The organism is Erwinia aeris (assembly GCF_041224955.1).
Classification (GTDB): domain Bacteria; phylum Pseudomonadota; class Gammaproteobacteria; order Enterobacterales; family Enterobacteriaceae; genus Erwinia; species Erwinia aeris.
In genome coordinates, this window is sequence record NZ_JBGFFX010000001.1 from 516,028 (window position 1) to 539,677 (window position 23,650).

The following is a 23,650-nucleotide window of genomic DNA, read 5'->3' on the forward strand; positions in this document are numbered from 1 at the left end:
TCTATTTTTTTGCGGCAATATACTTCTAAGTCGTTATATTTTCCCCGCTTTATTTTAATGCTTAATTTGCACCAGAGTCAGGCTGGCGCTGAGGCCCCAATGATTATAAACAGTGACAGCAATAACGGCCCTCGTCTCCGTGCATTACAGGCTCTCCTTAGCGCTGATGAAAGCAGGGATGAGGTGCTCAGGAAATTTGTTCAGCTTTCCAGCCAGACGCTGGGCATTCCGGGTAGCTTTATCTCCGTACTGGATGATGATACTCAGTACGTTCGCGCTTCCCACAATTTTTCCCTGTCACACTCTTCTCGCGAAGAGTCGCTGTGTCGTCACGTGGTAGACAGCGATAATCCGGTTGTGGTGCCTGATACCCTGCTCGATATTCGGTTTGCCACTCATTCTCTGGTCATCGGGCCGCCGTATATCCGCTTTTACGCTGGCGTGCCGCTAAAAAATAGCGAAGGGATTGTGGTCGGCACGCTGTGCGTAACCGACACGAAGCCCCATCCTTTTAGCGCCAGCCAAATTACCACGCTCAGAATGCTGGCTGCCCTGGTGATCTCTTTCCTTGAAGCATTAAATTCCGCCAGTTTTACCGATCCGGTTACCGCTCTGCCTAATCGTCAGCGCCTTATCCAGGATCTGCAAAACCTGACCGCAGCAGAGAATCAGACGTCGCGTCGGTTAATCATTATTGACTGTATTGATATGCCTCGCGCCTGCGAACTTGCACGCTCAATGGGCATGGGGCCGGTAGAAAATCTGCTTAAAGATGTGGCGACGCTGCTGCCACTCCGTCTGAGGCTGGCAGCAGGTGACAGGCTTTATACGGTTGCCACCGGCCGTATTGCCCTGTTGACACGTCAGGGCAGCCACCTCAGCGCTGAGCGGGTCGTCGAAAAGCTGGAGGGAATTAGCGTCGATCTGGGCGACGGTCTTGCTATCGCGCTAACAATTTTTACGGGCGAGACGGACTTTATTCCAGGGGAGGTCGCTGCCCAGGAGATACTCCGCCGCGCAGTCAGCGCGCTGCATGAAGCTATCGCACGCGGTTTGTCATCGCTCCATTTTGTTGAGGTGGTCAATGAACGGCATACGCAGGATCCTGTGCTGATCAGCGATCTGGCTTCTGCGCTGCGGGAAGGCCAGGGGCTATGGCTGGCCTGGCAGCCCAGAATTTGTCTGCACAGCGGTAAGCCTGTCGGGCTGGAGGCGCTTATCCGCTGGCGCCACCCCACTCGGGGCGAGCTCTCTCCTGCTTTTTTTGTCCCACAGGCTGAACAGGGGCAGTTATTATCCGTCCTGACGAACTGGATGACAGATCGCGTGATTAGCCGGCTGGCAAGACTGAAAAACAGCCATATTCAGTTACCGATAATCATTAATGTCAGCGCACGCGACTTCTCGCATAAAGGCTTTGCTACCATGCTGGAAAATAAAATGCTGAAAGAGAAACTGCCTAATGCCCTGCTCGGCATTGAATGCCTCGAAACCGAACGTATGCTTGAGAACCCGGCGGCACTGAGTGGGATGGAAATGTTAAAACTCAGGGGGTTTGGTATTTCACTGGATGATTTTGTCACAGGCTACCGCAATATCAGCTATCTGCGACGTATGCCACGTGATGCAATAAAAATCGATCGATCTTTGATCCGAAATATTTCCTCGGATACCTCTTCACGGATCATTTCCCGCAGTATTGTAACCATGCTGAAGGAGCTGGATTACACCGTACTGGTGGAGAATGGGGAGGCGGATACGGCGTTAACAGAATATGGCAGTAACCAGGAACAGGACTATTTTTATGCCAGGCCGTTGCCAGAGGCAGAGCTGGATCAGTGGCTGGAATGGCGGCTACGCGATCTGGGCAAGTCGTCTTAACCGGTAAAAGCGGATGAAAAAATGAAAGTATTTAAAGGCAATAAAAAAACGTTGCCGGTGCGTTTCTGCAAATATTGTAATAAGCCAATGACATGGCGTAAAAAATGGGAGAAGTGCTGGGACGAGGTGCAATATTGTTCTGAACGCTGCCGCCAACACGCGAAGCGCCCCCTCTCCCGCAAAGATGAACATTCCTGAACTCAGCTCAGCGGCTGCGAACGCGCTGACCGACTTCGTATCACCCGCTGGTTTTTTCCGTTTTCGCCCGATCGTTTAACACGCCGCTTTGCCAGGTGTATTTCGACAGTACCAGGCTGCGTTTGTCGCATGCTCTGTGCACTTATGCCCGAATTGTTCAAAACGGCCTTATCCCTCACCGTCCTTCCGGCCCTTTCCCTTCAGATTATTCCTAAGAAAATTCGTCTTTTGCCGCCGCTTAATGTGATTTGCATCACACTTTTAGCATCAGATAGTGAGACGGGTGATTTGTACCGCCAAAAATGTTGAATGATAATGATTGTTATTTATAATCGCATTCAAACAAAAGCTGTTAACAGTAATTTAACCTATGGGTTGCACGCGGGATATTGTCTTTACAACGAGTAAGCATGACTCCCTGTTTTTTAAGGTGTTTCTCCTTTTTGCATCTCTTGATTTTTATTGGAATTTTCGAGCTGGTAATCCTGCCTGGTTAACGTAGGCAGAGTCTTTGCGTCTTAAAGTACAGGAACTAAATATGGTCTTACGCTCATTCGCTCAATCAGTCCCCTCTTCTGCTGTCGGTGATGTTAGCAGCCCTGAAAAATACATTTTCAATAACCAGCAGCTGCCTGCCTGGAATCAGCAAACCCAGGACGTGCTGGCGCTAATGTCCAGAACACTGGAGGCCGTTGAGAAGCCATTTAGCGGCATCCTTCCCCATGAGCTGGCCACAGCGTTCAGCGAGGTCGATTTGGATCGCCCGCTGGGCAGTAACGAAGAGGCGCTGGCAGAGCTTAGCCAGCTCTACCTCCGTGACGCTGTCTGGTTCCATCATCCTAAATACCTGGCGCATCTCAACTGTCCGCTGGTCATGCCTTCTCTTATGGCTGAGCAGATCATGGCCGCCGTAAACAGCTCGGTAGATACCTGGGATCAAAGCGCAGGCGGCACGCTGATTGAGCAAAAAGTTATTGACTGGACCCTGGGCCGTATTGGCCTGCCTGCTGAATCGGATGGGATTTTTACCAGCGGCGGTACCCAGTCTAATTTGATGGCCATGCTACTGGCACGAGACAGCTGGTGTGAAGCCCATCATCCCGGCCACCTTATTAAACAGCGGGGGCTGCCTGAAGATGCTGCTAAGTGGCGAGTATTCACTTCAAAACTCAGCCATTTCAGCATTCAAAAGTCGATGGCGATCCTTGGATTGGGTTATGACGCCGTTATCCCCGTTGATTACGATGCACATTACCGCATGGACGCGAAACAGCTTGAACAGGAGATCCTGCGCTGCCATGAACAGGGATTAATCCCGATCGCCGTTGTTGCCACCAGCGGCACCACCGATTTTGGCAGTATCGATCCGCTTCAGCAGATAGCGGGCCTTTGCCAACATCACGGCTTATGGATGCATGTTGACGCTGCCTATGGCTGCGGCCTGCTGGTATCAGAAAATCATCGCCACCGCCTGAACGGTATTGAACAGGCCGACTCGGTGACCGTCGACTATCACAAATCGTTCTTTCAAAGCGTCAGCTGCGGCGCTTTCTTCGTGCGTAACCGCAAACATCTGAAGCACGTTACCCACCATGCTGACTACCTTAATCCGTTAAGCGCCCAGCAGGAAGGCACGCCAAACCTGGTCAATAAAAGCATTCAGACTACGCGTCGTTTCGATGCCCTGAAGATGTGGCTGACGCTGCGCATCATGGGGCCGCGCATGCTGGGCGAAGCTTTCGACAGCATTATCAACCTGACGCAAATCGCCCATCAGCTGCTGAACCAACATCCCGCTATCGAGGTGCTCCATGCGCCCGAGTTGACCACGCAGATTTTCCGCTACGTTCCCGAGTCAGCGATGAGCGAGGCACAAATTGATGACATTAATGTAGCGATTCGTAAGGCGCTGTTCCGTTCCGGAAATGCCGTCGTTGCCGGTACCAAAGTAGAAGGACGTCAGTATCTGAAATTTACCCTGTTAAATCCCACCACCACCCCTGCTGACCTCGAAGACGTGGTCAGCCTGATTGCGTATTACGGGCGGGAGCAGATGCGGCTTTCTCTATTGACCCCGGCAAACCAGTGAGAGCGTTAAAATGAATAAGACTGTTTACGATTTTATCGGTATTGGTATTGGCCCTTTCAACCTGGGGCTGGCCTGTCTTAGTGAACCGGTTGAAGGCCTGAACGGCTTCTTCCTCGATCGGAATCCGGGATTTGACTGGCACACCGGCATGATGCTGGAAAACGCGCATTTGCAAACGCCCTTTATGGCCGATCTGGTGACCCTGGCCGATCCTACCAGCCCTTACAGTTTGCTTAACTACATGAAGGAAAAAGGAAAGATATACTCATTCTATATTCGGGAAGACTTCTTCCTGATGCGCAAAGAGTATAATCAGTACTGCCAGTGGGCCTGTTCGCGACTCAGCAATCTGCGCTGGAATACGCATGTTGATTATGTCAGCTACGACGAAGAAACGGGCGCCTACCGTATTTCCGCCACCGATACCCGCAGCGGCACACGGCATGAATGGTTCGCGCGCCGTCTGATCCTTGGCACGGGCCCTACCGCCTGGTTACCCGAATGTAGTATTCCGCACCGCCAGCGCCTTACGCATTCCAGCGAATATCTGCTGAACAAAGCAGAGCTGCAGAAAAAACGTTCGATAACCGTGTTGGGCAGCGGACAGAGCGCCGCAGAAATTTATTACGATCTGCTCACTGAAATCGATCGCTTTGGTTACCAGCTCAACTGGATCACCCGCGCGCCGCGTTTTTATCCGCTGGAATATACCAAACTGACGCTGGAGATGACCTCGCCTGAATGGGTAGACTATTTCCATGATTTGCCGCAGGGCAAGCGCGACGAACTGAATGCCCGCCATAAGAACCTCTATAAAGGTATCAACAGCAGTCTTATCAACGACATTTACGATCTGCTGTACATCAAGCAGCTTGACGGCGAACTGGACGTGAATCTGTTTACCCACTCGGCGCTGACGGATATGCGCTGGCTGCCGCAGGGAGAATTCGAACTATCGCTGCATCAGCAGGAGCAGGATTGCACATTTACCCGGCGCACCGAAGGGTTGGTTGTGGCTACCGGCTATCAGTATCGTCCGCCGGCGTTTCTTGAAGGCGTGACTCAGCGTCTGCGCTGGGATGAAAAGGGTCGTTATGATGTTCAGCGCAACTACAGTATCGATAAGCATAACCAGATCTTTGTGCAGAACGCCGAGCTTCATACCCATGGGTTCGTAACGCCCGATCTGGGTATGGCCTGCTATCGCAACTCGGTTTTGCTGCGTGAGCTGACCGGGCGAGAAGTCTATCCGATCGAACGGCAAATTGCCTTCCAGACCTTTCCTGCACAAACGGAGCGATAACATGTCATCGCCTACAATTTTTAGCGCCGACCGTCCGGCCGGCACGTTCAGCCTCCGGCCTATGCGCGCAGAAGACGCTGTGTTGATCCATAGCTGGGTTACGCGTGAATATGCGCGCTTCTGGGGGATGCAGACACATAGCCCTGAGCAGGTTGCCGCTTTTTACCAGGATTTAACTTCCTCCGATCCGCACGCAGCGCTGATCGGCTGTTGCGACGATCGGCCTGTGTTCCTGATCGAATGCTACCGCGCCAGCGACGATGAGGTAGGTAAGTTTTATCCTGCCGCGCCGGACGACTATGGCATGCATATTTTGATCGCCCCTGCCAGCCAGCCGGTCAGGGATTTCAGCTGGCAGGTTTTCACCCTGGTGATGGATTACATGTTCAGCCGACCGGAAGTGAACCGCGTAGTGGTTGAGCCAGACGTACGTAACGACAAAATTCATGTGCTAAACAAGCGTGCGGGTTTTCGTTATCAGCAAACCATTGATATGGGACACAAAACGGCCTGGCTGGCCTTTTGCCAGCGGGAAGATTACCAACACGCTCTACTGCAGGAACAGCTGAATATGACCACTGAAACGACCTCACTGCTGAACGGCGCTCATCTGACGTGCGATAACTGGACCCAGGCTAACCGTTTGCTGATCCGCAAAGCTATTGCCGAATTTGCTCATGAAAAAATCGTAACGCCTGTTGAAACGGGTGATTGCCGCTATATGTTGTCCGTACCGGGAAGCGAATTAACTTATCATTTCCGGGCGATGCGCCTTGCGCTGGATCATTGGGAAATTGAGGTTGAGTCGCTGAGCAAACAGGAGAATGGTCGTGCTCTGCCGCTGGATGCGCTGCAGTTTATCGTTGAGTTTAACCAACAGATTGGCATCCCACAGGCGCTGCTGGCAACATATATGGAAGAGATTAGCAGCACGCTGTGCAGCAGCGTTTTCAAGCTACAAAAAAACCAGCCTGACAGTCAGGCGCTGGTAAAAGCGGATTTCCAGACTGTTGAAGCCTCCATGACCGAAGGTCATCCCTGCTTTGTTGCCAACAATGGCCGTATTGGCTTTGATGCCCGTGACTATCTTGCTTTTGCGCCAGAGGCCGCTACGCCTGTCAGGCTCATCTGGGTAGCGGTTCACCAACGCAATGCCCATTTCTCCAGCCTGAGCAACCTGAGCTACGAGCAGCTGATGCGCGATGAGCTGGGGGAAAAAACCGTGGAGCACTTTACCCAGCAACTGATTAAAAAAGGGCTGTCGGCTGATGAATACATTTTCATGCCCGTTCATCCATGGCAGTGGCAAAACAAGTTGCTGACCGTTTTTGCGGCAGATATTGCGAATAACGATATTGTCTATCTGGGCAGCGGCGACGATAGCTATCAGGCCCAGCAGTCTATTCGCACTTTCTTTAATCGCAGCCAGCCCGGCAAACGTTATGTTAAAACGGCTTTGTCCGTGCTTAATATGGGTTTTATGCGCGGCCTGTCGCCTTACTATATGGCTACCACGCCAGCGATTAACGAGTGGCTGGAAAAGCTGGTTGTCGGTGATGCATGGCTGCAACGCTGCGATTTTCGCATCCTGCGTGAAGTGGCGGCAGTGGGTTATCACAACCGCTATTACGAGCAGGCTATCAAGGGCGATTCCGCTTATAAAAAGATGTTTGCCGCGCTGTGGAGGGATAACCCGGCCGCCAGCCTGAAGCCCGGCCAGCGTCTGATGACTATGGCGTCTTTCCTGCACAGAGACCATCATCAGCAAGCCCTGCTGCCGGCACTGATAGCCGATTCCGGTTTACCGGCTAAAGAGTGGGTATCACGCTATCTGACCTGCTATCTCAGCCCCCTTCTGCACTGCTTTTATCAGTACGATTTGGTATTTATGCCGCACGGCGAAAACCTGATTATGCTGTTAGAAAACAATGTTCCGGTTAGCGCCTGTATGAAAGATATCGGCGAAGAAATTGCCGTAATGGATCCCGATGCGGTTCTCCCTGACAAGGTACAGCGACTGGCGGTGGACGTGCCGGAAAACCTCAAACTGTTATCGATCTTTACGGATGTTTTTGACTGCATCTTCCGCTTTATCAGTGCGATCCTGCATGAATCGGGCACCTTGCCGGAGGAAGAATTCTGGCAGGCAGTGGCACAGTGCGTTAAAGACTATCAACAGGCACATCCTCAATTCGCAGAGAAATTTTCTCGCTACGACATGTTTGCGCCGGAGTTTACCCGCTCCTGTCTGAATCGTCTGCAGTTGGCAAATAATCAACAGATGATCAATCTCTCCGATCCGGCTGAAAATCTTAAATTTGCCGGAACGCTGATCAACCCGATAGCGCGCTGGCGTTAACGACCCCATTGTTTGCCTTAACAAAAGCTTTACTGACGCGACCGCTCTGGCGGCCGCGTTTTCCTTTTTTTATTCCGGGACAGTATACAGATGGCTCTTTATCACCCCCTATCGCAGTTGACTCGCCGACACCTGATTTTCCCGCTGTCGCTGGTGTTATTTGAGTTTGCAACCTATATAGCCCACGACATGATCCAGCCCGGCATGCTGCTGGTCACCCAGGAATTTGCCGTCGGCCCTGAGTGGGTCTCCACCTCACTGACTGCCTATCTTATCGGAGGCCTGATGCTGCAATGGCTGCTCGGGCCGCTTTCCGATCGGGTTGGGCGCCGTCCGGTATTACTCTCCGGCGTGGCTTTTTTTATGCTCACCTGTGTGGCTACGCATTGGGTACAAAGCATTGAACAATTTGTGTTACTGCGCTTTCTGCAGGGAATTAGCCTGTGTTTTATCGGCTCGGTCGGCTACGCCGCCGTACAGGAAGCGTTTAATGAATCACTCAGCGTGAAGATAATGGCATTGATGGCAAACGTCGCTTTACTGGCGCCGTTAGCCGGGCCGCTGGCAGGCGCTGCTTTTCTCTCGGTGGGCGACTGGCGCACTATGTTCTGGCTGTTTGGCGGCCTGTCGGCGATTGCGCTGGTCGGACTGTGGCAGGCTATGCCTGAAACCGCTGGCGACAAAGAAACACCGCTCTCGCTGAAGTCGATTGGTAAAGGCTATTTTGCGCTTCTGCAAGATCGTCAGGTGATGAGCGGATCCCTGGCAATAGGGTTAGTGACTATCCCTTGTCTTTCGTGGGTGGCTTTATCACCAGTGATCCTTATTCATGATAGCGGGCTTAGCCGCATGGGGTATGCGCTGCTGCAACTGCCGGTCTTTATGGCCATGATTGCCGGCAATTTCACGCTAAGCCGACTTGCCAGCCGTGTATCTATTGCGCAGCCGCTGCGCCTGGGTGCCTGGCCTGTCGTCAGCGGGTTAGCCATGGCGGCGGTCGCCACCACCCTTAACGAGCACAGCTACCTGTGGCTGACGGCCGGGCTAAGCATTTACGGTTTCGGGACTGGTCTGGTCAGCGCCGGGCTTTACCGCATGACGCTGTTTTCCAGCAGCGCCGGAAAAGGGAGCGTGGCGGCAATGGTTGGCATGGTCACTATCCTGGTTTTTGCTCTGGGAATTGAAGCCGCAAAGGCCTCTTACTTCAGCGTCGGCAGCCGAGGATTCAGTCTGGTAAACCTTACCTGCGGCCTGCTGTGGCTGGGGCTGGTACTGGCATTTCTCCGCGAAAATCAGCGTCGACAGTCGGTGGTTCGCCCGTAATAAATACCGGCAACGGCGCGGCTTTCTCAACCTTCCCGCCGGTTGCCAGGACGAATCGATCGGCGCTTTGTTCGGGATCGACCAGAGCAAAGTGCCGATCGACTGGGCATCGCCGCATAAAATAAAATCGCTTTTCACGTGTAGCCAAAGCGTTGCGATATTCGTTAACGGCGTCATTCTGAACACATACAGCTGCGATCCTTTCTTACTAAATTCATATAATGGGCATTATATGAATCCAGAAAAAGCAGGCGATCCGCCTGAAGAAGAACAATGGGATCCAGGGCGATCGGGATCGGGCTATTTTATAAACATCAGGATCGATAAAAACGATCGCGCTATGTAAATTCTGCAGCATATTACCCCTGCCCATCCCACAGAATTCACGTAGCGCAACCAGATTAGAATTGCCGGAAAAATGTACGGTTCAGGACAGATCCGTCATCGAAACGCCGATAATTTAATCAGGGCAACAAAGCTTCCCCGCCGGTGTCGTTTGAACAGGACGGCTGGGAAAGCATGTTCAGGAAGGCGATTTTTGATGAGCCGTTCGCGAGTACGGCCTGACAGAGGAAAATAAATGAGGCTCAGCCGGGCAAAAATGCTGGGAGAACGCGATGCGCCCTGTCGCCTGGATTTGGCGGAAAGGCGCAATCACGCTTCCCTCACCCACGCCGCTATATCTGTTCCCATTCAGGCAGGTGGTTAGCTTTCTTTCGCCACAGCTGAAAAACGGACATCACAAGGCTAAACAACAGGCCTGCGCTCAGTATGGTTATGGAAGCAGAGAGTAAATCCACATACTGTGCTTTCCAGAACACAAACCACATCACGATCCCCCAGAATGGCGTATAGACAATCGTAAAGCTGAATAAATTAGTCATGAAAGGCGATAAAGGCGGCGGCGCCACCTTGAAGCCAAGGTTCCACAAAAGACGATGGCACGGCGGAGCGTAAGTGCTGTGCCACATCCCTTTCGCCCTCATCATTGCAAAGGCACGCCTTTTTTTTCCATCGAAAATCGGGGAGCTTTTCATAATAAATCCCTGGAATTTTTGTTGTTATTTGAGTGTAACAGTTTCCGAAAGGAATGATTTCTTATTAGCATCGTTTTACTGAAACAGGCAGTTAAACCATGTCAAAAGGCATAACGCCGGAGAATATCGCGTACTCAGCGGGCTGGCAGCCGACACAATGTGCATCAGGGAGGATGATTTACCGCGGATGACAGGAATTTATCAGTATAAGCGTGAAGCCATTAAAGCGCCCGTTCAGGCACTATGATTATTACGCTGTTTACTGCTCCGCACCATGCCACGGCAGAAGTAAGCACCGGCCGAAAAATATCGGCAAGCTTAACGCTGACCGGCCTCTACGGTTATGCCCCGATAAAAGGTCGGCTCAACCCGTAGCGGCCTGGCGATCAGCCCCTGCTGCTGATAAAAATCGGCCGTTGCCTGCTGCTGAGCCACCGTTTGGGGATCGATAGCCTGCCAGTGTGCTTTCCTGCGGCTGAATGAGAGTTTTACCGCCTGCTGAGGAAAACCGATAATGTTGGCCAGCGTTGCCGAATAGCCGTCAATATTGTTGTAGGCCAGCTGCTCAGCACGGGCCAGTAGGGTCACATACTGCTGTAATGCCTGGCGTTTTTCCGCATTGCCGAGCGCGCTGTCGGTAGCAGCCAGAAAACTATTACCTGCGATCAATCCCTGGCCATTAACCAGTACGCGGCCGATGCCGGAGGTTTCCGCCAGCGCGGTATAAGGATCCCACGTTGCCCAGGCATCTATCGCGCCGCTGGCCAGGGCGATTTTCGCGTCGCCAGGCGTAAGATAACGAAAGCGCACGTCTTCTGCCTTAATCCCTGCCTGTGCCAGCGCTTTCAACGCCACGAAATGGCCAATAGAGCCTCGCCCCGTTCCGATACTTTTTCCTTTAAGATCGGCCGCGCTGTGCAGCGTAGAATCCTTATTAACCACGATAGCTGTTCCAATTGGGTCAGATTTATCTACGGCGATAGCCTTTACCTGCGAGCCAGCCGCTATGGAAAATAACAGCGGCGCGTCGCCGATAATACCTGCATCTACCGCGCCGGCATTAAGCGCTTCCGCCAGCGGCGCGGCGGCCGGGAATTCCGCCCATTCAATATGGAAAGGCAGGTTTTTAAGCAAGCCGGAGGCCTCAAGCTGCGCGCGCATATTGCCTTTCTGATCGGCAATTCTTAATGTAGTCACGCCATCAGCATAAACCGACCCGCTTACGGCCAATGCCAGCAATACTATTAAATTTTTCATCTCATCTTTTTCCCTGTCAGAAATCGTTCTAAGTATTTACCTAAGCCAAAATAAGATTAATCCCGCAGAGTACCGATACGCCGCGCAAAAAATCTTATTCTCACTGCCAGATTCAGATGAAAGCATCTTATTGTTTTTTGCCTGATAAATCCGACCGAAACTTATAACAATACTTCCATTACATTACTGAATAATAACTTTTATCAAAATTTACCTACGATAAGGTGCCGCTCCCCAGGCTCATCCTGGGCGTATGCACAAATCGTAAAAAGTCAGCTATAGCTATTTTATCCATATGCGGGGCGTTTTGGAGTAGTAAAGCTTTCTCAAGAAGGCTTTAAGTGCATTTAGCCATTAAATTCAAAAAGATACCATAAACAATGCCATACTTATCAACTGGTCGAATTTTCGACCACACCATACGTTTGCTGGCCACTGTTATCCACAGAAAATGGGGATTACCTGTGCATAAAAAAGTATAAATCGCTCTGAAAAGCGCTACCGTTGCGGTGAAACGCCCTAATTCTGTTGATAATTTTTGCGAAACGCCGCTTCAGGCGTAAAAAATGAGCATCGCCAGGCAGCAAAAGTTCAGGGAGAAAGAGAAAGCGGCCATGCAGGCGCTGTGCCTGACGCTCGGGCGATTTATCTACAGCAATAAAAAACGCTGTAGCCAGCGGCCATCCAGTAGTTCGCCTTGAAGTTTTCCCTGGCTCAGCCTGATAAAAGCGCAGCATACGGCTAAAAATGAACTACTTTGTTTTATTAGCCAACCGGCCGCAGGCTGTAAAACCACCATTACTTACCAATAAGTGATCATTCCTTTTTTTACGGGCTATGTTACAGGAAGGATTATCTTCAAATAAAAGGTGTTAAGATTTCATTTTACTGAGAAAGGCTAATGAAAATAAAATTTGAAAAGTCGTTTATAAGCGCAGATAAAATAAGCGTAGCAGGAAACTTCTTATGCTTTTAATCAACTGCAACGCTGTTTCTTATTTACCACCTACGTGGCGATCTTCATTGCAGCGTCTTTAAATTCCACCGCTTTATTAATCAGCGTGGTTTATGCATGAGGTGATATTTTTTTACTACGAAAATTTTTCTCACAACTAAAATACTCCGATAAGATAGTTTTCTGTTACGGTAGCCGCTCTTTTCTTATAGAAATTATTTCCTGTGAATGACGCTAAATGATTTTTCCGATGATTTACGATCCCTGTCAGACAGCCTCTTTTGCTGGATGGCATCCCCTCTGATCACCTCCCTAAACCTGGTTAACATCTTGCTGTCGCGCGCGTTCTCTCCCCTGCCCTGTCCTTAAGGATCCTTCAGGCTTGTCCGTCAGGAAGGCTTATGGGTAAGCAAAAGAAGTGCATTAAGCCTCTGCTAAGCGCCTGCTGCTCGGTGTCTATTTGAGGTTATTGATATTGAAAATAAATGTATGTTGTAACTATTTTAGGTAACTCAGCCAGCTTACAAACCATAAGATGAACCGGCAAAGCAGAAAGGCACGCTCTGTAGCGGCTAAAAGCCGTACGACGGGATTGCCAGTTTTCGATGGAAAAAAGCGTGCCTTTGCAAGGATGAGAGCGAAAAGGATGCGGCACAGCACTTAGCAACAAGGTTGTATTGCGCGTAATAAGGTAGAGAAGTGCCATACAGGCGAGACAAAAGGGAAAACGTTATGGCCCATCGTTTACTGAGAAAGTTCGGCATTGGGTTGATTTTATTTTGCCCGGCTCATGTGCCACCGGCTATTTATTATTCTTTGGATATCTGTCTTTAACTATTACCTTCCCTACCAGGTTTAAGCGAAAAATTTTTGTGATACAGCCATTGGCATAGCTGAAATACGTTTAAATGGAGGTGCTGACCGTCGCCACAGCCAGCACCTTTTCTGCGCTTAAAAGGATTACTTTTCCGTCGCTAACAGCGCTGCCTTTAACCGGCCAGGTTGCCCTGGCTCAGTGCTACCGCCAACCCAGCTCCGGGGCGACATATTTAAGGATTGCTTCCAGCACGTGCGTGCAATATGCCACGCCAAGCTGATTAGGGATGGTCAGCAGCAACGTATCCGCCTCGGCAATCGCTTCATCCTTCGCCAGCTGGGCAATCAGCTTCTCCGGTTCGGCGGCATAGCTGCGCCCGAAGATGGCACGCGTTTTTTCATCCAGGTAGCCAATCTGATCGCCACCCTGCCCGCTGCTGCCAAACCAGGCACGATCCTGTTCGCTGACCAACGCAAAAATACTGCGGCTGACCGAAACGCGCGGCTCGCGCTGATGACCCGCTTCCCGCCAGGCGGCGCGATAGGCACGGATCTGTTTTGCCTGCTGAATATGGAAAGGCTCGCCGGTTTCGTCATCTTTTAGCGTCGAGCTTTGCAGGTTCATCCCCAGCTTCGCGGCCCAAACCGCCGTGGCGTCCGAACCCGACCCCCACCAGATCCGTTCACGCAGCCCGGAGGAAAAAGGTTCAGGCCGCAGCAGTCCCGGCGGATTAGGAAACATCGGCTGCGGATTAGGTTTTGCAAACCCTTCGCCCTTCAACACTTCCAGCAGCGCCTCGGTATGGCGCCGCCCCATATCAGCATCGCTTTCGCCCTCCTGCGGGCCATAGCCAAAGTAGCGCCAGCCTTCAATGACCTGTTCCGGTGAGCCGCGGCTGAGGCCCAACTGCAAACGCCCGCCGCTGATTAAATCGGCCACGCCGGCGTCTTCCGCCATATAAAGCGGGTTCTCGTAGCGCATATCAATAACGCCGGTACCAATTTCAATTTTATTGGTACGGGCCGCAACGGCCGCCAGCAGCGGAAACGGCGCGCTAAGCTGGCGGGCAAAGTGGTGCACGCGAAAATAGGCGCCGTCGGCGCCCAGCTCTTCTGCGGCTACCGCCAGATCGATAGATTGCAGCAGCGCATCTGCCGCCGATCGGGTGGCCGACTGTGCAGAGGGCGTCCAGTGACCGAAAGAGAGAAACCCAATTTTTTTCATAGCATAATGACCTTTAGCGGCGCGCATCTGGCGCCTTGAAACCGTCATACTAACGCTGAAGCCTGGGCTTGTCTGCCGTCAACCGGTTAAAACTCCGCAGGCTCGCCGGGCAACGGCTCCGACAGCGGCTGTCCCTCTGCGCCCGCGTAGAAGATCACCAGCTCAGCGGCTTCGTCGGTGGTATAGCCGCGATGAATATCGCCCGTTGCCTCATTCAGCGCTTCGCCAGCCTTTACCTGATGCGTTCTGCCGCTCTCTTTATCTTCAATGGTCAGCTGGCCAGAGAGCAAATAAGCCATATTTGGCATCGGATGCGAATGCCAGGGCAGCGACGTATGCGGCGGAATAGTCATCTTCATTACCGTAAGCTGGGGTTTACCGGCGGGATAAGCGGTATAGGGCGTATCGTTCCAGGCTTCGCTGGTTTGAAGCAGTTCGGTCGTCTGGATCGTTGCTGAATCATTCTTTTGGTCAGTCAAGGTGGCCTCCTTTATAAAATAGCGTCCTCCTGTTTAACTTAGTAGAAGATCGGCCGCCGTGTCACAAAGGAGATGCCGCGCGCTGATTTCAGGCAGAAAAGTGGCGGGTAAAGGACGCCGGGCCTCACGCTGGTGAAGAAACATTGCCGGAACAACGACGTTGCGAAATGACCGTTACCTGCCAGGCTTTTACTGACATTTTGTATCAGCATTAAACAATTTCAGACACTTTCAAGTTACGGAGACAAAATGAAAGGAACCCTGCCTCTGATCGCCCTGCTGCTGTGCGGCTGCGGCGCGCACAATTCGCCCTCGCAAGTTACCAGCCCTGGCGCCCCGACCTCGACGGAAAAAAAGCTGCTGGATACCGGCGCGGCAGCGATGCAGTCCCGCCCGCCCATTGACGCTATTAACGCTTATCTGGACGGCTTTCATTTCTATAACGGCGACCACAATGGACAGATGGAGGCGCACCATTACGTCACCATTCTCAACGACGACGTGATGCAGGCGGTAATTTACGACGGCAACACGCGCGACGCCAAGCTGATGGGCGTGGAATATATTATCAGCGAAAGACTGTTTAAAACGCTGCCGCCGGAAGAGAAAAAGTATTGGCACAGCCATCAGTATGAGGTGAAATCCGGCACGCTGATCGCGCCTGGCCTGCCGCCGCTGGCGGAAAAAGCGCTGATGTCGCGTATCGTTAATACCTACGGCAAAACCTGGCATACCTGGCATACCGATCGTGATAAAACGCTGCCGTTGGGCATTCCGGCGCTGATGATGGGCTTTACCGCCGACGGCCAGATGGATCCGCGTTTGCTGATCGATCGCGACAAAAGATTCGACGTGGACACGAAGAAAATCAGAGAGTCACGCAAAGATATCATTGCGCATCCGGCAGCGGCAGGCGCCAACGCCTGGGAACATGGCGATACCGTCCAGCTGAAAAGCGTCAAGGGCGGCGGCGATATTGCTCATGGCGAAACCCATTTTACCACCTCAGAGCAGACCCGCAGCGGCAAGCTCTAGGCAAGGCGGGAAACGGAACATGTGCGCCATCGCGCATGTTCCGCGCTCGCTAATCCTGTTCTTTGTCCTGCCCTGCGTAGTTAAACAGCCGATCCCTCGCCAGGTTCTTCATTTTTACTTCGCACATGATATCGAACTCTTTGAACGATAAAGCCCAGTCGTTCAGCGTATCGTTAAAATAATAGTCGGAGTGCGCCCGCAGCTTAGTTCTTGCCACGCCTAACTCTTCCTGATTTGGCCAGCCGTGTGGCGGAATGATACCTTCCTGCGAAATCGAATAGTGCAGCACCGGCCTGACGCCGCGCCAGGAGGCTTTAATCTGCGCGATACGCGGATCGTCGGGCTGGATAAATTCGTTCTCTTTTACCCAATGGTGATGAATATCCAGCACGATGGGACAGAGCTCTTTCGCCTGAAGCACGTCATCCAGCGAACAGGAAATCTCATCGTTTTCCACCGTCAGCATGTTTTTCGCTTCCGGGCTGAGGCGGTGAAACGCGGTTTGAAATCCCTCAAAACCGCCCTTGCCGTTCATATGGATATTGATTTTAAAATCCTGGAAGGTTTTGCCATAGCCCATCAGCTTCGCGCACAGCGTGTGATATTCCACGTCTTCAATGGCGCGTTCCACCACCAGTGGATTATCTGACGCCAGCACGGAATATTGTCCCGGATGAAAAGAGAGGCGGATATGATGGGCCCGGGCGAAATCGCCGCATTTCGCCAGCGCCGAATGCAGTTCCGGTAAATAGTCCTGATACAGCTCGTTCGCTTCCGGCACCGTAAACAGAGGCAGCAGATCGCTTCCCAGCCGCATCATACGTAGCGCTTCCGGCTCTTTCGCCAGCGCTTCCAGCGTCAGGTAAAGATTGCTGAGATTATGCTGCGATATTTCGCTGATTAGCGCCAGCCGCGCTGCTTTATCCAGGCTCAAAAATCGGGTGCGCGTGGTGGCTCTTAATGGAAAAGGCTGTTTTGCCTCAGCATTAAAATATTTACAAGCAAAGCCCAGTTTCATGATTACTCCTGTTGAGACACCAGAACTGAGTGTAACAACTCAGAAAGAATTGTGGGGCGGCAGGCTGCCAGCCGCGCGGTTTTTCAACAATATTGGGAAAGCAGGAACGCCAGAAGGAGCATTAATAAGCAAGTCGCTGCCCAACCTGCCGTCTGATTAACTGTTACGGCATTCTGAAACCGACTGTCAGCCGGATCTCGACCGCAATGGCAAGCAGCATTAAAAATTATCAAGGCGGAGAACAGGCAATAGTAGCGGCCCGGCCAGGCAGATGGCAAACACCAGGAATAGTCTTAAATGAAATTTAATACTGTTAAATCAGAATGTTGTTATATAGATTCAGGATGGATCCCAGCCTGAATTTGCCGGAGAAAACACTTTGCATGACGGTCTGTTAATTAGCGTCGGCGAACGGGTACGTCTGTTCCGCAAACGCAAGCAGCTAAGTCAGATTGCCCTGAGCGAGCGTAGCGGCATCGATCGTACTTATCTTAGCGATATTGAAAACGGCAAGCGTAATATCAGTTTGCTTACCCTGAATAATCTGGCTCTGGCGCTCGATGTGCCGATTGAAATGCTGGTTTCTCGCCCGCCAGTGACGCTTTAATAACCAACACGCCTGCGCCATGCTATTTGCGGCCGCGCTTATTACGCTATTTTCCCCAATGTTGCCGCCCGGGCGCCGTCATGCCGGGCGCTTTGCCTGCGCAAGCTGAAAACTTATCTATACTTTTCAATCCAGAGCCTGATGTCATTCGGTGAGCCATCATCGTTTTATGGCTCAGGCCGTCTATATATTCTGAACAAGGGACGTCGAGTGAAAAATAAAACCTACCGCTCTCCCGTGCGTAAAGAGGGTTTTGCCGGTCTCGGCGACTATGCGGCTATCGGCGAGGGGCGCTCCGTGGCGCTGATCGCGCCCGATGGCGCCATCGACTGGTGGTGCGAGCCCAATCTGGACTCGCCGCCGCTGTTCGATCGCATCCTCGATCCCGGTATCGGCGGTTTTTTCCAGCTGGAGCCTGAAGGCAGCTACCGCGTCGAGCGGCGCTATCGCGAGGAGAGCAACGTCCTTGAAACGCTATACAGCACAGAAAGCGGATCGGTTCGCCTTACCGAATCGCTGAACAGCTCGCTGGCGGGCCGTCTGCCGTGGAGCGAGCTGGCGCGACGTGTGGAAGGCGTTGAAGGCGAAGTCGTGCTGAACCTGCGCCTTAAGCTGAGCACGATGGCGGAAAGCCGCTCGCCGTGGGTAGCGGATACCCATCACGGCGCGGTTTTTCATATCGGCGATCTGATGACCATGCTGCGCACCAGCGAAGACGTAACGATTAGCTGGCTGTGCGATGAAGCGGTCGAAGGACGCCTGGTCACCTCTCCCGGTTCGCATTCGCTGATAGCGCTGCTGGCGAGTGAAAAAGAGCCGTTAGCCGTGCCGGATCTCGCGGCGATCGACGACAGGATTGAAACCAGTCATACCGCCTGGCGCGACTGGGTCAACCACCTTTCTTATCAGGGGCTGTTCTCACCGCACGTTAAGCGTTCCGCGCTGTCGCTAAAATTTCTCTGGTACTCGCCAACTGGCGCGCTGGCGGCTGCGGCGACGTCATCCTTACCCGAAGGCTTTGGCGGCGAGAAGAACTACGACTATCGCTACGCCTGGGTGCGCGACGCCTGCCTGATCATTAAATCCTTCGTCTACCTGGGGGCGCTGGAAGATTGTAAGGCCGCTTTCTCCTGGCTGACGCACACCATTATTCGCCACGGCGTTAAGCTGCGCGCCTGCTATACCCTGGACGGTAGTCTGGTGCCGGAAGAGCGTTACCTGCCGCTCAGGGGCTATGAAGATTCACAACCCGTGCGCGTGGGTAATAATGCCCGCGATCAGGTACAGCTCAGCATGTATGGCGATATGCTCTCTACCGCCCGGCTGTTTATCCAGGCGGGCCACGTGCTGGATATTGCTACCTCACGAATGCTTGGCGAACTGGCCAACTGCTGTGCCGACAGCTGGCGGCAAAAGGATTCGGGGATCTGGGAGCTGCCCGACGAACAGCACTACACCCACTCCAAAATGGCCTGCTGGCTGGCGCTGGATCAGGCCGTCGCGATGGCCGAAGGCAAACATATCGAACCTACCTGGGTCGGCCGCTGGGAGCGCGAGCGCGATCGTATTCGCGACTGGATCGAAGAGCACTGCTGGTCGGAGAGCCGCCAGGCCTATCTGTTCTATGTCGGCTGCGAAGACAGGCTGGACGCCTCGCTGGCGCTGATGCACCATTATGGCAACAGCGTCAATCCCGAACGCATGCTGAAAACTTATGATGCCATCCGCCGTGAGCTGGGCCACAACAGCGCCATGCTGTATCGCTACAGCGGCGTGGAGCAGGAAGAAAGCACCTTTGTGGCCTGCTCTTTCTGGCTGGTGGAAGCCTGCGCTTCAATGGGGGATACAAAACGCGCGGAGGCTTCCATGCATGAAATTCTGGAAAGCCTGTGCGACAGAGGCAACGTAGAAATCTTTAACGAGATGTTTGACGTCAGAACCGCCAGCTGGCGCGGCAACCTGCCGCAGGGGCTGAGCCATCTGGCGCTGGTCTGCGCGGCCCAGGCATTAACCGAAGCCAAAGGCGAATAAAAAAAGGTTAAGGCAAGGATGGCTCGCCCGTGGCCATCCTTGCCGCCATGCGCTGGCTTACCTGATTGACGCAGCGCTAAGGCCTCCCTTCATAGCCATCCCGATAGGTTGCTGCCAGCGCATCGGCCAGGATCTTACGCTCTTTTTCTGGCCGATCGGCCAGGTACGTCTGACCCAGAAAAGTATGGGTAACGGCCTCATCCGGCAGGTTTTCAGGCTTAAGCAGACAGGCGGCTTTTTCTTCCATTTGCGCTTTACTTAAGCCGGCAGCCCTGTCCTTTACGCCTGCCTGATATACAGCCTGAAAGCCGGGCCGCATCACGCGGATGGAGTCGGCCAGCAGCATGCGCGTATTAGGATCGAAATTGGCATCCGCAATTTGATGGACGGCATGGGTGGTATGGCGTTCTACGCTGCCCTGAGGCGCGCAGGCACAAAGCAGCAGCGCCAGCGCGCTGACTAATCTTTTCATCTTTTTCATCCCTGTTTTAACTGATTGCTATTTCCCTGGATATTGCCGGGTAAATTTTGCACAACCGTGTCTGGCATGCAAGCCATCACGATCGAAAGCTGTGACCTGTTTCCATTTTTTTACCCCAGCCGCCTTCAATGCCAATATGTTTTTTCATGCTAAGGACAGCAGATTTACTCGCTAAGCGCTACGTAACCAATTTGCTATGGTGCGCTGATGACTTTTACGGGGAAAACCATGAAAAATTATCTTGTTAGCAGCCTTGCCGCGCTGGTTCTGGCGGCCACTTCACAGCAGGCGCTGGCGGCAAGCCAGCCGGAAACGGTCAATATCGGCTATCAGAAAGCGAATATTTTCGCGCTGCTGAAATATCGCGGCACGCTGGACGACGAATTTAAAAAACAGGGCATTCAGGTACGCTGGGTGGAATTTCCGGCCGGGCCGCAAATGCTGGAAGGACTGAACGTCGGCAGCATCGATCTGGCCGCAACGGGCGACGCGCCGCCCGCCTTTGCTCAGGCCGCACAGGCCGAACTGGTCTATCTGGGCCACTCGCTCGCTAACCCTAAAACCGAAGCCATCGTGGTGCCGCAGGCTTCTTCCATTAAAAATGTCGCCGATCTGAAAGGCAAACGCGTGGCGCTGAACAAGGGATCGGACGTTAACTATCTGCTGATTACCGCGCTGGAAAAAGCCGGGCTGAGCTATAAGGATATCAAACCAGTTTACCTGCCGCCTGCCGATGCCCGCGCCGCCTTCCAGCGTGGCGCAGTGGACGCCTGGGTTATCTGGGATCCTTACCTGGCGGAAGTAGAGACTAACGCCAGCGCCAGAATAGTGCAAAACGCGGAAGGACTGGTGCCGCATTACACCTTCTATCTGGCCAGCCGTAAATTTGCGGAAGCACACCCGCAAACGGCGGAAAAAGTGCTGGGCGAATTGGGCAAGCTCAGCGACTGGGCTAACGGCCATCCCGAAGAAACGGCGAAGATCCTCTCGTCCTCAACCGGCCTGCCGCAGCCGATCTGGCAAAAAGCCCTCGCCAGAATGCCTTTTGGCGCGCAAAGGATGACGCCGGAAGTGTTCAGTCAGCAGCAGGCGCTGGCCGATAAATTCACGCAGATTGGCCTGCTGCCGGTGAAGGTGGAAGTCAGCAGCGCCACCTGGACGCTGGATAAGAAACCACAGTAGGCCCGGACACGGGCGGCACGACGCCGCCCGTCATCAATCTTATTGGTTTTCAACCAGCTCCGGCACCGGCTCAGCGTAACGATTGACTTTAAACGGCAGCCCCAGCCTGCCTCGCAGCGTGGTTTCGTCAGAAGGCTGCCAGTAGCCGCGCGCCGCCAGTATCGGCAGCACATCACGCGTGATATCGCGTAGCGACTCCACCAGCACCGGGCCGCTGAGGATAAAACCGCTCGCGCCGCCCTTTTTTACCCATGCAATCAGCGCGTCGGCCACCTGCTGCGGCGTACCGAAGAATTCGCCGCGCGGCAGCGTGGTTTCATAAGCTACCTGACGCAGCGTCAGTTGCTCTTCCCGCGCCCGATGCTTGATGCTGTCGGTAGTGGAACGGAAGCTGTTCTGCCCCAGCTCGCCAACGTCCGGGAAAGGCCCGTCCGGATCGTACTGGCTGAAATCATGATGCTCGAAGAAGCGACCCAGATAGGCCAGCGCATCGTCAAGGGAAAGCAGCGACAGCAAATGCTGATATTTCGCTTCGGCCTCTTCCGGCGTTTTGCCAATAATGGGGCTGATGCCGGGAAAGATAGCTACCGGATCGCGCCCGTTGGCGGCAACGCTGGCCTGTAGCTTCCGCGAATAGCTCTGCGCTTCCGCAAGCGTGCGCGCGTTGGTGAATACCGCATCGGCGGATTTTCCGGCCAGGCCGATGCCGGTATCGGACGCGCCCGCCTGGAAAATCACCGGCTGCCCCTGCGGCGAACGCTGAATATTCAGCGGCCCGGCTACCGAGAAAAATTTGCCCTGGTGATTCAGCCTGTGCAGTTTGGCCGCGTCAAAAAAAACGCCGCTGTCGCGATCGCGCACGAAGGCGTCGTCCTCCCAGGAATCCCATAATCCCTGCACCACGTTAATATATTCCTCGGCAATCTCGTAGCGCAGCGAGTGCGCCGGATGCGCTTTACCGAAGTTCTGCGCCGAGCCTTCCAGCGGCGAGGTCACCACGTTCCAGCCGGCCCGGCCGCCGCTGATATTATCCAGCGTCGCCAGCTGACGGGCAACGGTGAAAGGATCGCTGTACGAAGTAGAAATCGTGCCCGCCAGCCCAATTCGCTGCGTGACCGCGGCCAGCGCCGACAGCAGCGCCACGGGCTCGAAGCGATTAAGGAAATGCGGCAGCGACTTCTCGTTGATGTGCAGCCCGTCGGCGACGAAAAGGAAATCGAACCCTGCCGCCTCCGCCTGCTGTGCCAGATCGGTAAAGTAGCGGAAGTTTACGCTGGCATCGGCCGGCGCGCTGGCATGACGCCATGCATTCATATGGCCGCCCGCGCCGTGCAGCATCAGGCCGAATTTGATGTGGGTGCTCATACGATCTCCTTAATGCTGGCCCGCCAGCAGAGTAATGGAACGCAGACGCCGCGCGGGATTGCTTAGCGGCGTATGCAGAATAAATTCGTCGACCTTAAGGCTTTGCTGTAACGCGGCCAGCCGCTGGTGGATAACGTCGGCGGTGCCGTGCAGCACGTTCAGCGCCTGCTTTTCAATACGGTAATCCGCCGCGCCCGCCTGCTGGACAAAAGCCAGCGCCTGCGCTTCGCTGCCGACGGTCACGTGCCGTTCGCCAAGCGTGACGCGATAGTTATGCTGTTCGGCCAGTAGCGAAGCCGCTTCCTCAGTGGTGTCGGCCGCCAGCGCCGCCAGGCTGATCAGCGCCTTACCCTGCTGCGCGTACTCGTGAAAGGTCAGCACCGCTTCCCGCATCGCCTGCTCAGAGGCGTTAATAAAACCGGCATAGACAAAGTTCCATCCCAGATGCGCGGCCAGCCGGGCGCTTTCCGCACTGGCACCCAGCAGAAAGCGCGACGGCGAGTGTGATGGCGCCGGCAACGCTCTGGCGGCTTCACCGCTGGCCGGTTCGGTCACGGCGTCAAGATAGCGGGTTAACTGCGCCAGCAGCGCGGGAAAATCCTTTTGCCCTGCCAGTTCGCCCTGCAAAGCTTTGGTGGAAAGCGGCAACCCGCCCGGCGCTTTGCCAACGCCTAAATCGACGCGCCCGGTTGCCAGCGAAGCCAGCAAATGAAAATTTTCCGCCACCTTGTAAGGACTGTAGTGTTGCAGCATCACGCCGCCGGAGCCGATGCGTAACCGGCTGGTGTGGGCCAGAAGCCAGGCTATCAGCACTTCCGGCGAGCTGCCCGCCAGGCGCTCGTTGTCGTGATGTTCAGACACCCACAGCCGGTGGTAGCCCAGCCGCTCCGCCGTGCGGGCAAAGGCAAGCGTCGCCGCCAGCGCGGCCTGCGGCGTTTGCCCTTCTTCCACCGGGCTTTGATCTAAAAGACTTAACTGATAAGACATAATTTATTCTCTCTGAATACTT

Annotated in this window: 19 protein-coding genes; 11 read left to right on the top strand and 8 right to left on the bottom strand. The window is 53.6% G+C overall.

Annotated elements, in window-relative coordinates; translation table 11 throughout:
- The first annotated feature begins 99 nt into the window (after window positions 1–99).
- The 6 genes from AB6T85_RS02500 to AB6T85_RS02525 all read left to right on the top strand — a co-directional run bounded on the left by AB6T85_RS02500 (window position 100) and on the right by AB6T85_RS02525 (window position 9,153).
- On the top strand, window positions 100–1,881 hold the full coding sequence (locus AB6T85_RS02500; protein WP_369894718.1) for an EAL domain-containing protein: 1,782 nt from the start codon (window positions 100–102) through the stop codon (window positions 1,879–1,881).
- 21 nt (window positions 1,882–1,902) lie between these two features.
- A complete protein-coding gene (locus AB6T85_RS02505) occupies window positions 1,903–2,079 on the top strand; it encodes a DUF2256 domain-containing protein (protein WP_253454153.1) in 177 nt (58 codons plus the stop codon).
- A gap of 538 nt (window positions 2,080–2,617) precedes the next feature.
- Window positions 2,618–4,168, top strand: coding sequence for a pyridoxal phosphate-dependent decarboxylase family protein (locus AB6T85_RS02510; RefSeq protein WP_301250819.1), 1,551 nt, complete (start codon window positions 2,618–2,620; stop codon window positions 4,166–4,168).
- Between the two features lie 10 nt (window positions 4,169–4,178).
- Window positions 4,179–5,471 carry a lysine N(6)-hydroxylase/L-ornithine N(5)-oxygenase family protein gene (locus AB6T85_RS02515; RefSeq protein WP_369894719.1) on the top strand — a complete coding sequence of 431 codons (1,293 nt, stop codon included), beginning with the start codon at window positions 4,179–4,181 and terminating at the stop codon, window positions 5,469–5,471.
- 1 nt (window position 5,472) lies between these two features.
- Entirely contained in the window at window positions 5,473–7,830 is a 2,358-nt protein-coding gene (locus AB6T85_RS02520; protein ID WP_301729551.1) for a GNAT family N-acetyltransferase, read from the top strand.
- 90 nt (window positions 7,831–7,920) lie between these two features.
- Window positions 7,921–9,153, top strand: coding sequence for an MFS transporter (locus AB6T85_RS02525; protein WP_369894720.1), 1,233 nt, complete (start codon window positions 7,921–7,923; stop codon window positions 9,151–9,153).
- A 677-nt stretch (window positions 9,154–9,830) separates the two neighbouring features.
- Here the strand turns inward: AB6T85_RS02525 and AB6T85_RS02530 are convergent.
- Both AB6T85_RS02530 and AB6T85_RS02535 read right to left on the bottom strand, forming a co-directional pair.
- Window positions 9,831–10,190 (bottom strand): DUF6404 family protein, encoded by a 360-nt coding sequence (locus tag AB6T85_RS02530; RefSeq protein ID WP_301250821.1) that lies wholly within the window; start codon window positions 10,188–10,190, stop codon window positions 9,831–9,833.
- A 318-nt stretch (window positions 10,191–10,508) separates the two neighbouring features.
- On the bottom strand, window positions 10,509–11,447 hold the full coding sequence (locus AB6T85_RS02535) for an ABC transporter substrate-binding protein (protein ID WP_369894721.1): 939 nt from the start codon (window positions 11,445–11,447) through the stop codon (window positions 10,509–10,511).
- Between the two features lie 566 nt (window positions 11,448–12,013).
- Here AB6T85_RS02535 and AB6T85_RS02540 point away from each other — a divergent pair.
- A complete protein-coding gene (locus AB6T85_RS02540) occupies window positions 12,014–12,148 on the top strand; it encodes a hypothetical protein (RefSeq protein ID WP_301289474.1) in 135 nt (44 codons plus the stop codon).
- A 1,272-nt stretch (window positions 12,149–13,420) separates the two neighbouring features.
- Here AB6T85_RS02540 and AB6T85_RS02545 read toward each other — a convergent pair.
- A complete protein-coding gene (locus tag AB6T85_RS02545) occupies window positions 13,421–14,443 on the bottom strand; it encodes an LLM class flavin-dependent oxidoreductase (protein WP_301250823.1) in 1,023 nt (340 codons plus the stop codon).
- A gap of 86 nt (window positions 14,444–14,529) precedes the next feature.
- Window positions 14,530–14,922 carry a cupin domain-containing protein gene (locus AB6T85_RS02550; protein ID WP_369894722.1) on the bottom strand — a complete coding sequence of 131 codons (393 nt, stop codon included), beginning with the start codon at window positions 14,920–14,922 and terminating at the stop codon, window positions 14,530–14,532.
- A gap of 249 nt (window positions 14,923–15,171) precedes the next feature.
- Here AB6T85_RS02550 and AB6T85_RS02555 point away from each other — a divergent pair, with 249 nt between their 5' ends.
- The gene (locus AB6T85_RS02555) at window positions 15,172–15,957 is read left to right on the top strand and encodes an OBAP family protein (RefSeq protein ID WP_301250824.1); all 786 of its coding nucleotides are present in this window, start codon (window positions 15,172–15,174) and stop codon (window positions 15,955–15,957) included.
- Between the two features lie 49 nt (window positions 15,958–16,006).
- On the opposite strand, the gene AB6T85_RS02560 is transcribed toward AB6T85_RS02555, so the two are convergent.
- Window positions 16,007–16,975 (bottom strand): apurinic/apyrimidinic endonuclease family protein, encoded by a 969-nt coding sequence (locus tag AB6T85_RS02560; protein ID WP_253454171.1) that lies wholly within the window; start codon window positions 16,973–16,975, stop codon window positions 16,007–16,009.
- A 379-nt stretch (window positions 16,976–17,354) separates the two neighbouring features.
- On the opposite strand from AB6T85_RS02560, the gene AB6T85_RS02565 reads away from it, so the two are divergent.
- Both AB6T85_RS02565 and AB6T85_RS02570 read left to right on the top strand, forming a co-directional pair.
- Complete coding sequence (locus AB6T85_RS02565; RefSeq protein WP_253454173.1) at window positions 17,355–17,582, top strand: helix-turn-helix domain-containing protein; 228 nt, start codon at window positions 17,355–17,357, stop codon at window positions 17,580–17,582.
- A 210-nt stretch (window positions 17,583–17,792) separates the two neighbouring features.
- A complete protein-coding gene (locus tag AB6T85_RS02570; protein WP_369894723.1) occupies window positions 17,793–19,613 on the top strand; it encodes a glycoside hydrolase family 15 protein in 1,821 nt (606 codons plus the stop codon).
- Between the two features lie 76 nt (window positions 19,614–19,689).
- Here AB6T85_RS02570 and AB6T85_RS02575 read toward each other — a convergent pair whose 3' ends face one another.
- Window positions 19,690–20,085: an Exc2 family lipoprotein gene (locus tag AB6T85_RS02575; RefSeq protein ID WP_301250826.1), complete on the bottom strand. Its 396-nt coding sequence runs from the start codon at window positions 20,083–20,085 to the stop codon at window positions 19,690–19,692.
- A 237-nt stretch (window positions 20,086–20,322) separates the two neighbouring features.
- Here AB6T85_RS02575 and AB6T85_RS02580 point away from each other — a divergent pair, with 237 nt between their 5' ends.
- The gene (locus tag AB6T85_RS02580) at window positions 20,323–21,276 is read left to right on the top strand and encodes an aliphatic sulfonate ABC transporter substrate-binding protein (RefSeq protein ID WP_253454179.1); all 954 of its coding nucleotides are present in this window, start codon (window positions 20,323–20,325) and stop codon (window positions 21,274–21,276) included.
- Window positions 21,277–21,315: 39 nt separating this feature from the next.
- On the opposite strand, the gene AB6T85_RS02585 is transcribed toward AB6T85_RS02580, so the two are convergent.
- The gene (locus AB6T85_RS02585) at window positions 21,316–22,641 is read right to left on the bottom strand and encodes an LLM class flavin-dependent oxidoreductase (protein ID WP_369894724.1); all 1,326 of its coding nucleotides are present in this window, start codon (window positions 22,639–22,641) and stop codon (window positions 21,316–21,318) included.
- A gap of 9 nt (window positions 22,642–22,650) precedes the next feature.
- Window positions 22,651–23,628, bottom strand: a complete 978-nt coding sequence (locus AB6T85_RS02590) for an MsnO8 family LLM class oxidoreductase (protein ID WP_369894725.1) — start codon at window positions 23,626–23,628, stop codon at window positions 22,651–22,653.
- Between the last annotated feature and the right edge of the window lie 22 nt (window positions 23,629–23,650).

Excerpts from the sequence above, each read along its gene's own strand:
- AB6T85_RS02590 (WP_369894725.1), bottom strand. The coding sequence starts at position 23,628 with ATGTCTTATCAGTTAAGTCTTTTAGATCAAAGCCCGGTGGAAGAAGGG.
- AB6T85_RS02555 (WP_301250824.1), top strand. The coding sequence starts at position 15,172 with ATGAAAGGAACCCTGCCTCTGATCGCCCTGCTGCTGTGCGGCTGCGGC.
- AB6T85_RS02575 (WP_301250826.1), bottom strand. The coding sequence starts at position 20,085 with ATGAAAAGATTAGTCAGCGCGCTGGCGCTGCTGCTTTGTGCCTGCGCG.
- AB6T85_RS02530 (WP_301250821.1), bottom strand. The coding sequence starts at position 10,190 with ATGAAAAGCTCCCCGATTTTCGATGGAAAAAAAAGGCGTGCCTTTGCA.
- AB6T85_RS02545 (WP_301250823.1), bottom strand. The coding sequence starts at position 14,443 with ATGAAAAAAATTGGGTTTCTCTCTTTCGGTCACTGGACGCCCTCTGCA.
- AB6T85_RS02560 (WP_253454171.1), bottom strand. The coding sequence starts at position 16,975 with ATGAAACTGGGCTTTGCTTGTAAATATTTTAATGCTGAGGCAAAACAG.
- AB6T85_RS02510 (WP_301250819.1), top strand. The coding sequence starts at position 2,618 with ATGGTCTTACGCTCATTCGCTCAATCAGTCCCCTCTTCTGCTGTCGGT.
- AB6T85_RS02585 (WP_369894724.1), bottom strand. The coding sequence starts at position 22,641 with ATGAGCACCCACATCAAATTCGGCCTGATGCTGCACGGCGCGGGCGGC.
- AB6T85_RS02525 (WP_369894720.1), top strand. The coding sequence starts at position 7,921 with ATGGCTCTTTATCACCCCCTATCGCAGTTGACTCGCCGACACCTGATT.
- AB6T85_RS02580 (WP_253454179.1), top strand. The coding sequence starts at position 20,323 with ATGAAAAATTATCTTGTTAGCAGCCTTGCCGCGCTGGTTCTGGCGGCC.
- AB6T85_RS02505 (WP_253454153.1), top strand. The coding sequence starts at position 1,903 with ATGAAAGTATTTAAAGGCAATAAAAAAACGTTGCCGGTGCGTTTCTGC.
- AB6T85_RS02500 (WP_369894718.1), top strand. The coding sequence starts at position 100 with ATGATTATAAACAGTGACAGCAATAACGGCCCTCGTCTCCGTGCATTA.
- AB6T85_RS02515 (WP_369894719.1), top strand. The coding sequence starts at position 4,179 with ATGAATAAGACTGTTTACGATTTTATCGGTATTGGTATTGGCCCTTTC.
- AB6T85_RS02535 (WP_369894721.1), bottom strand. The coding sequence starts at position 11,447 with ATGAAAAATTTAATAGTATTGCTGGCATTGGCCGTAAGCGGGTCGGTT.
- AB6T85_RS02540 (WP_301289474.1), top strand. The coding sequence starts at position 12,014 with ATGAGCATCGCCAGGCAGCAAAAGTTCAGGGAGAAAGAGAAAGCGGCC.
- AB6T85_RS02520 (WP_301729551.1), top strand. The coding sequence starts at position 5,473 with ATGTCATCGCCTACAATTTTTAGCGCCGACCGTCCGGCCGGCACGTTC.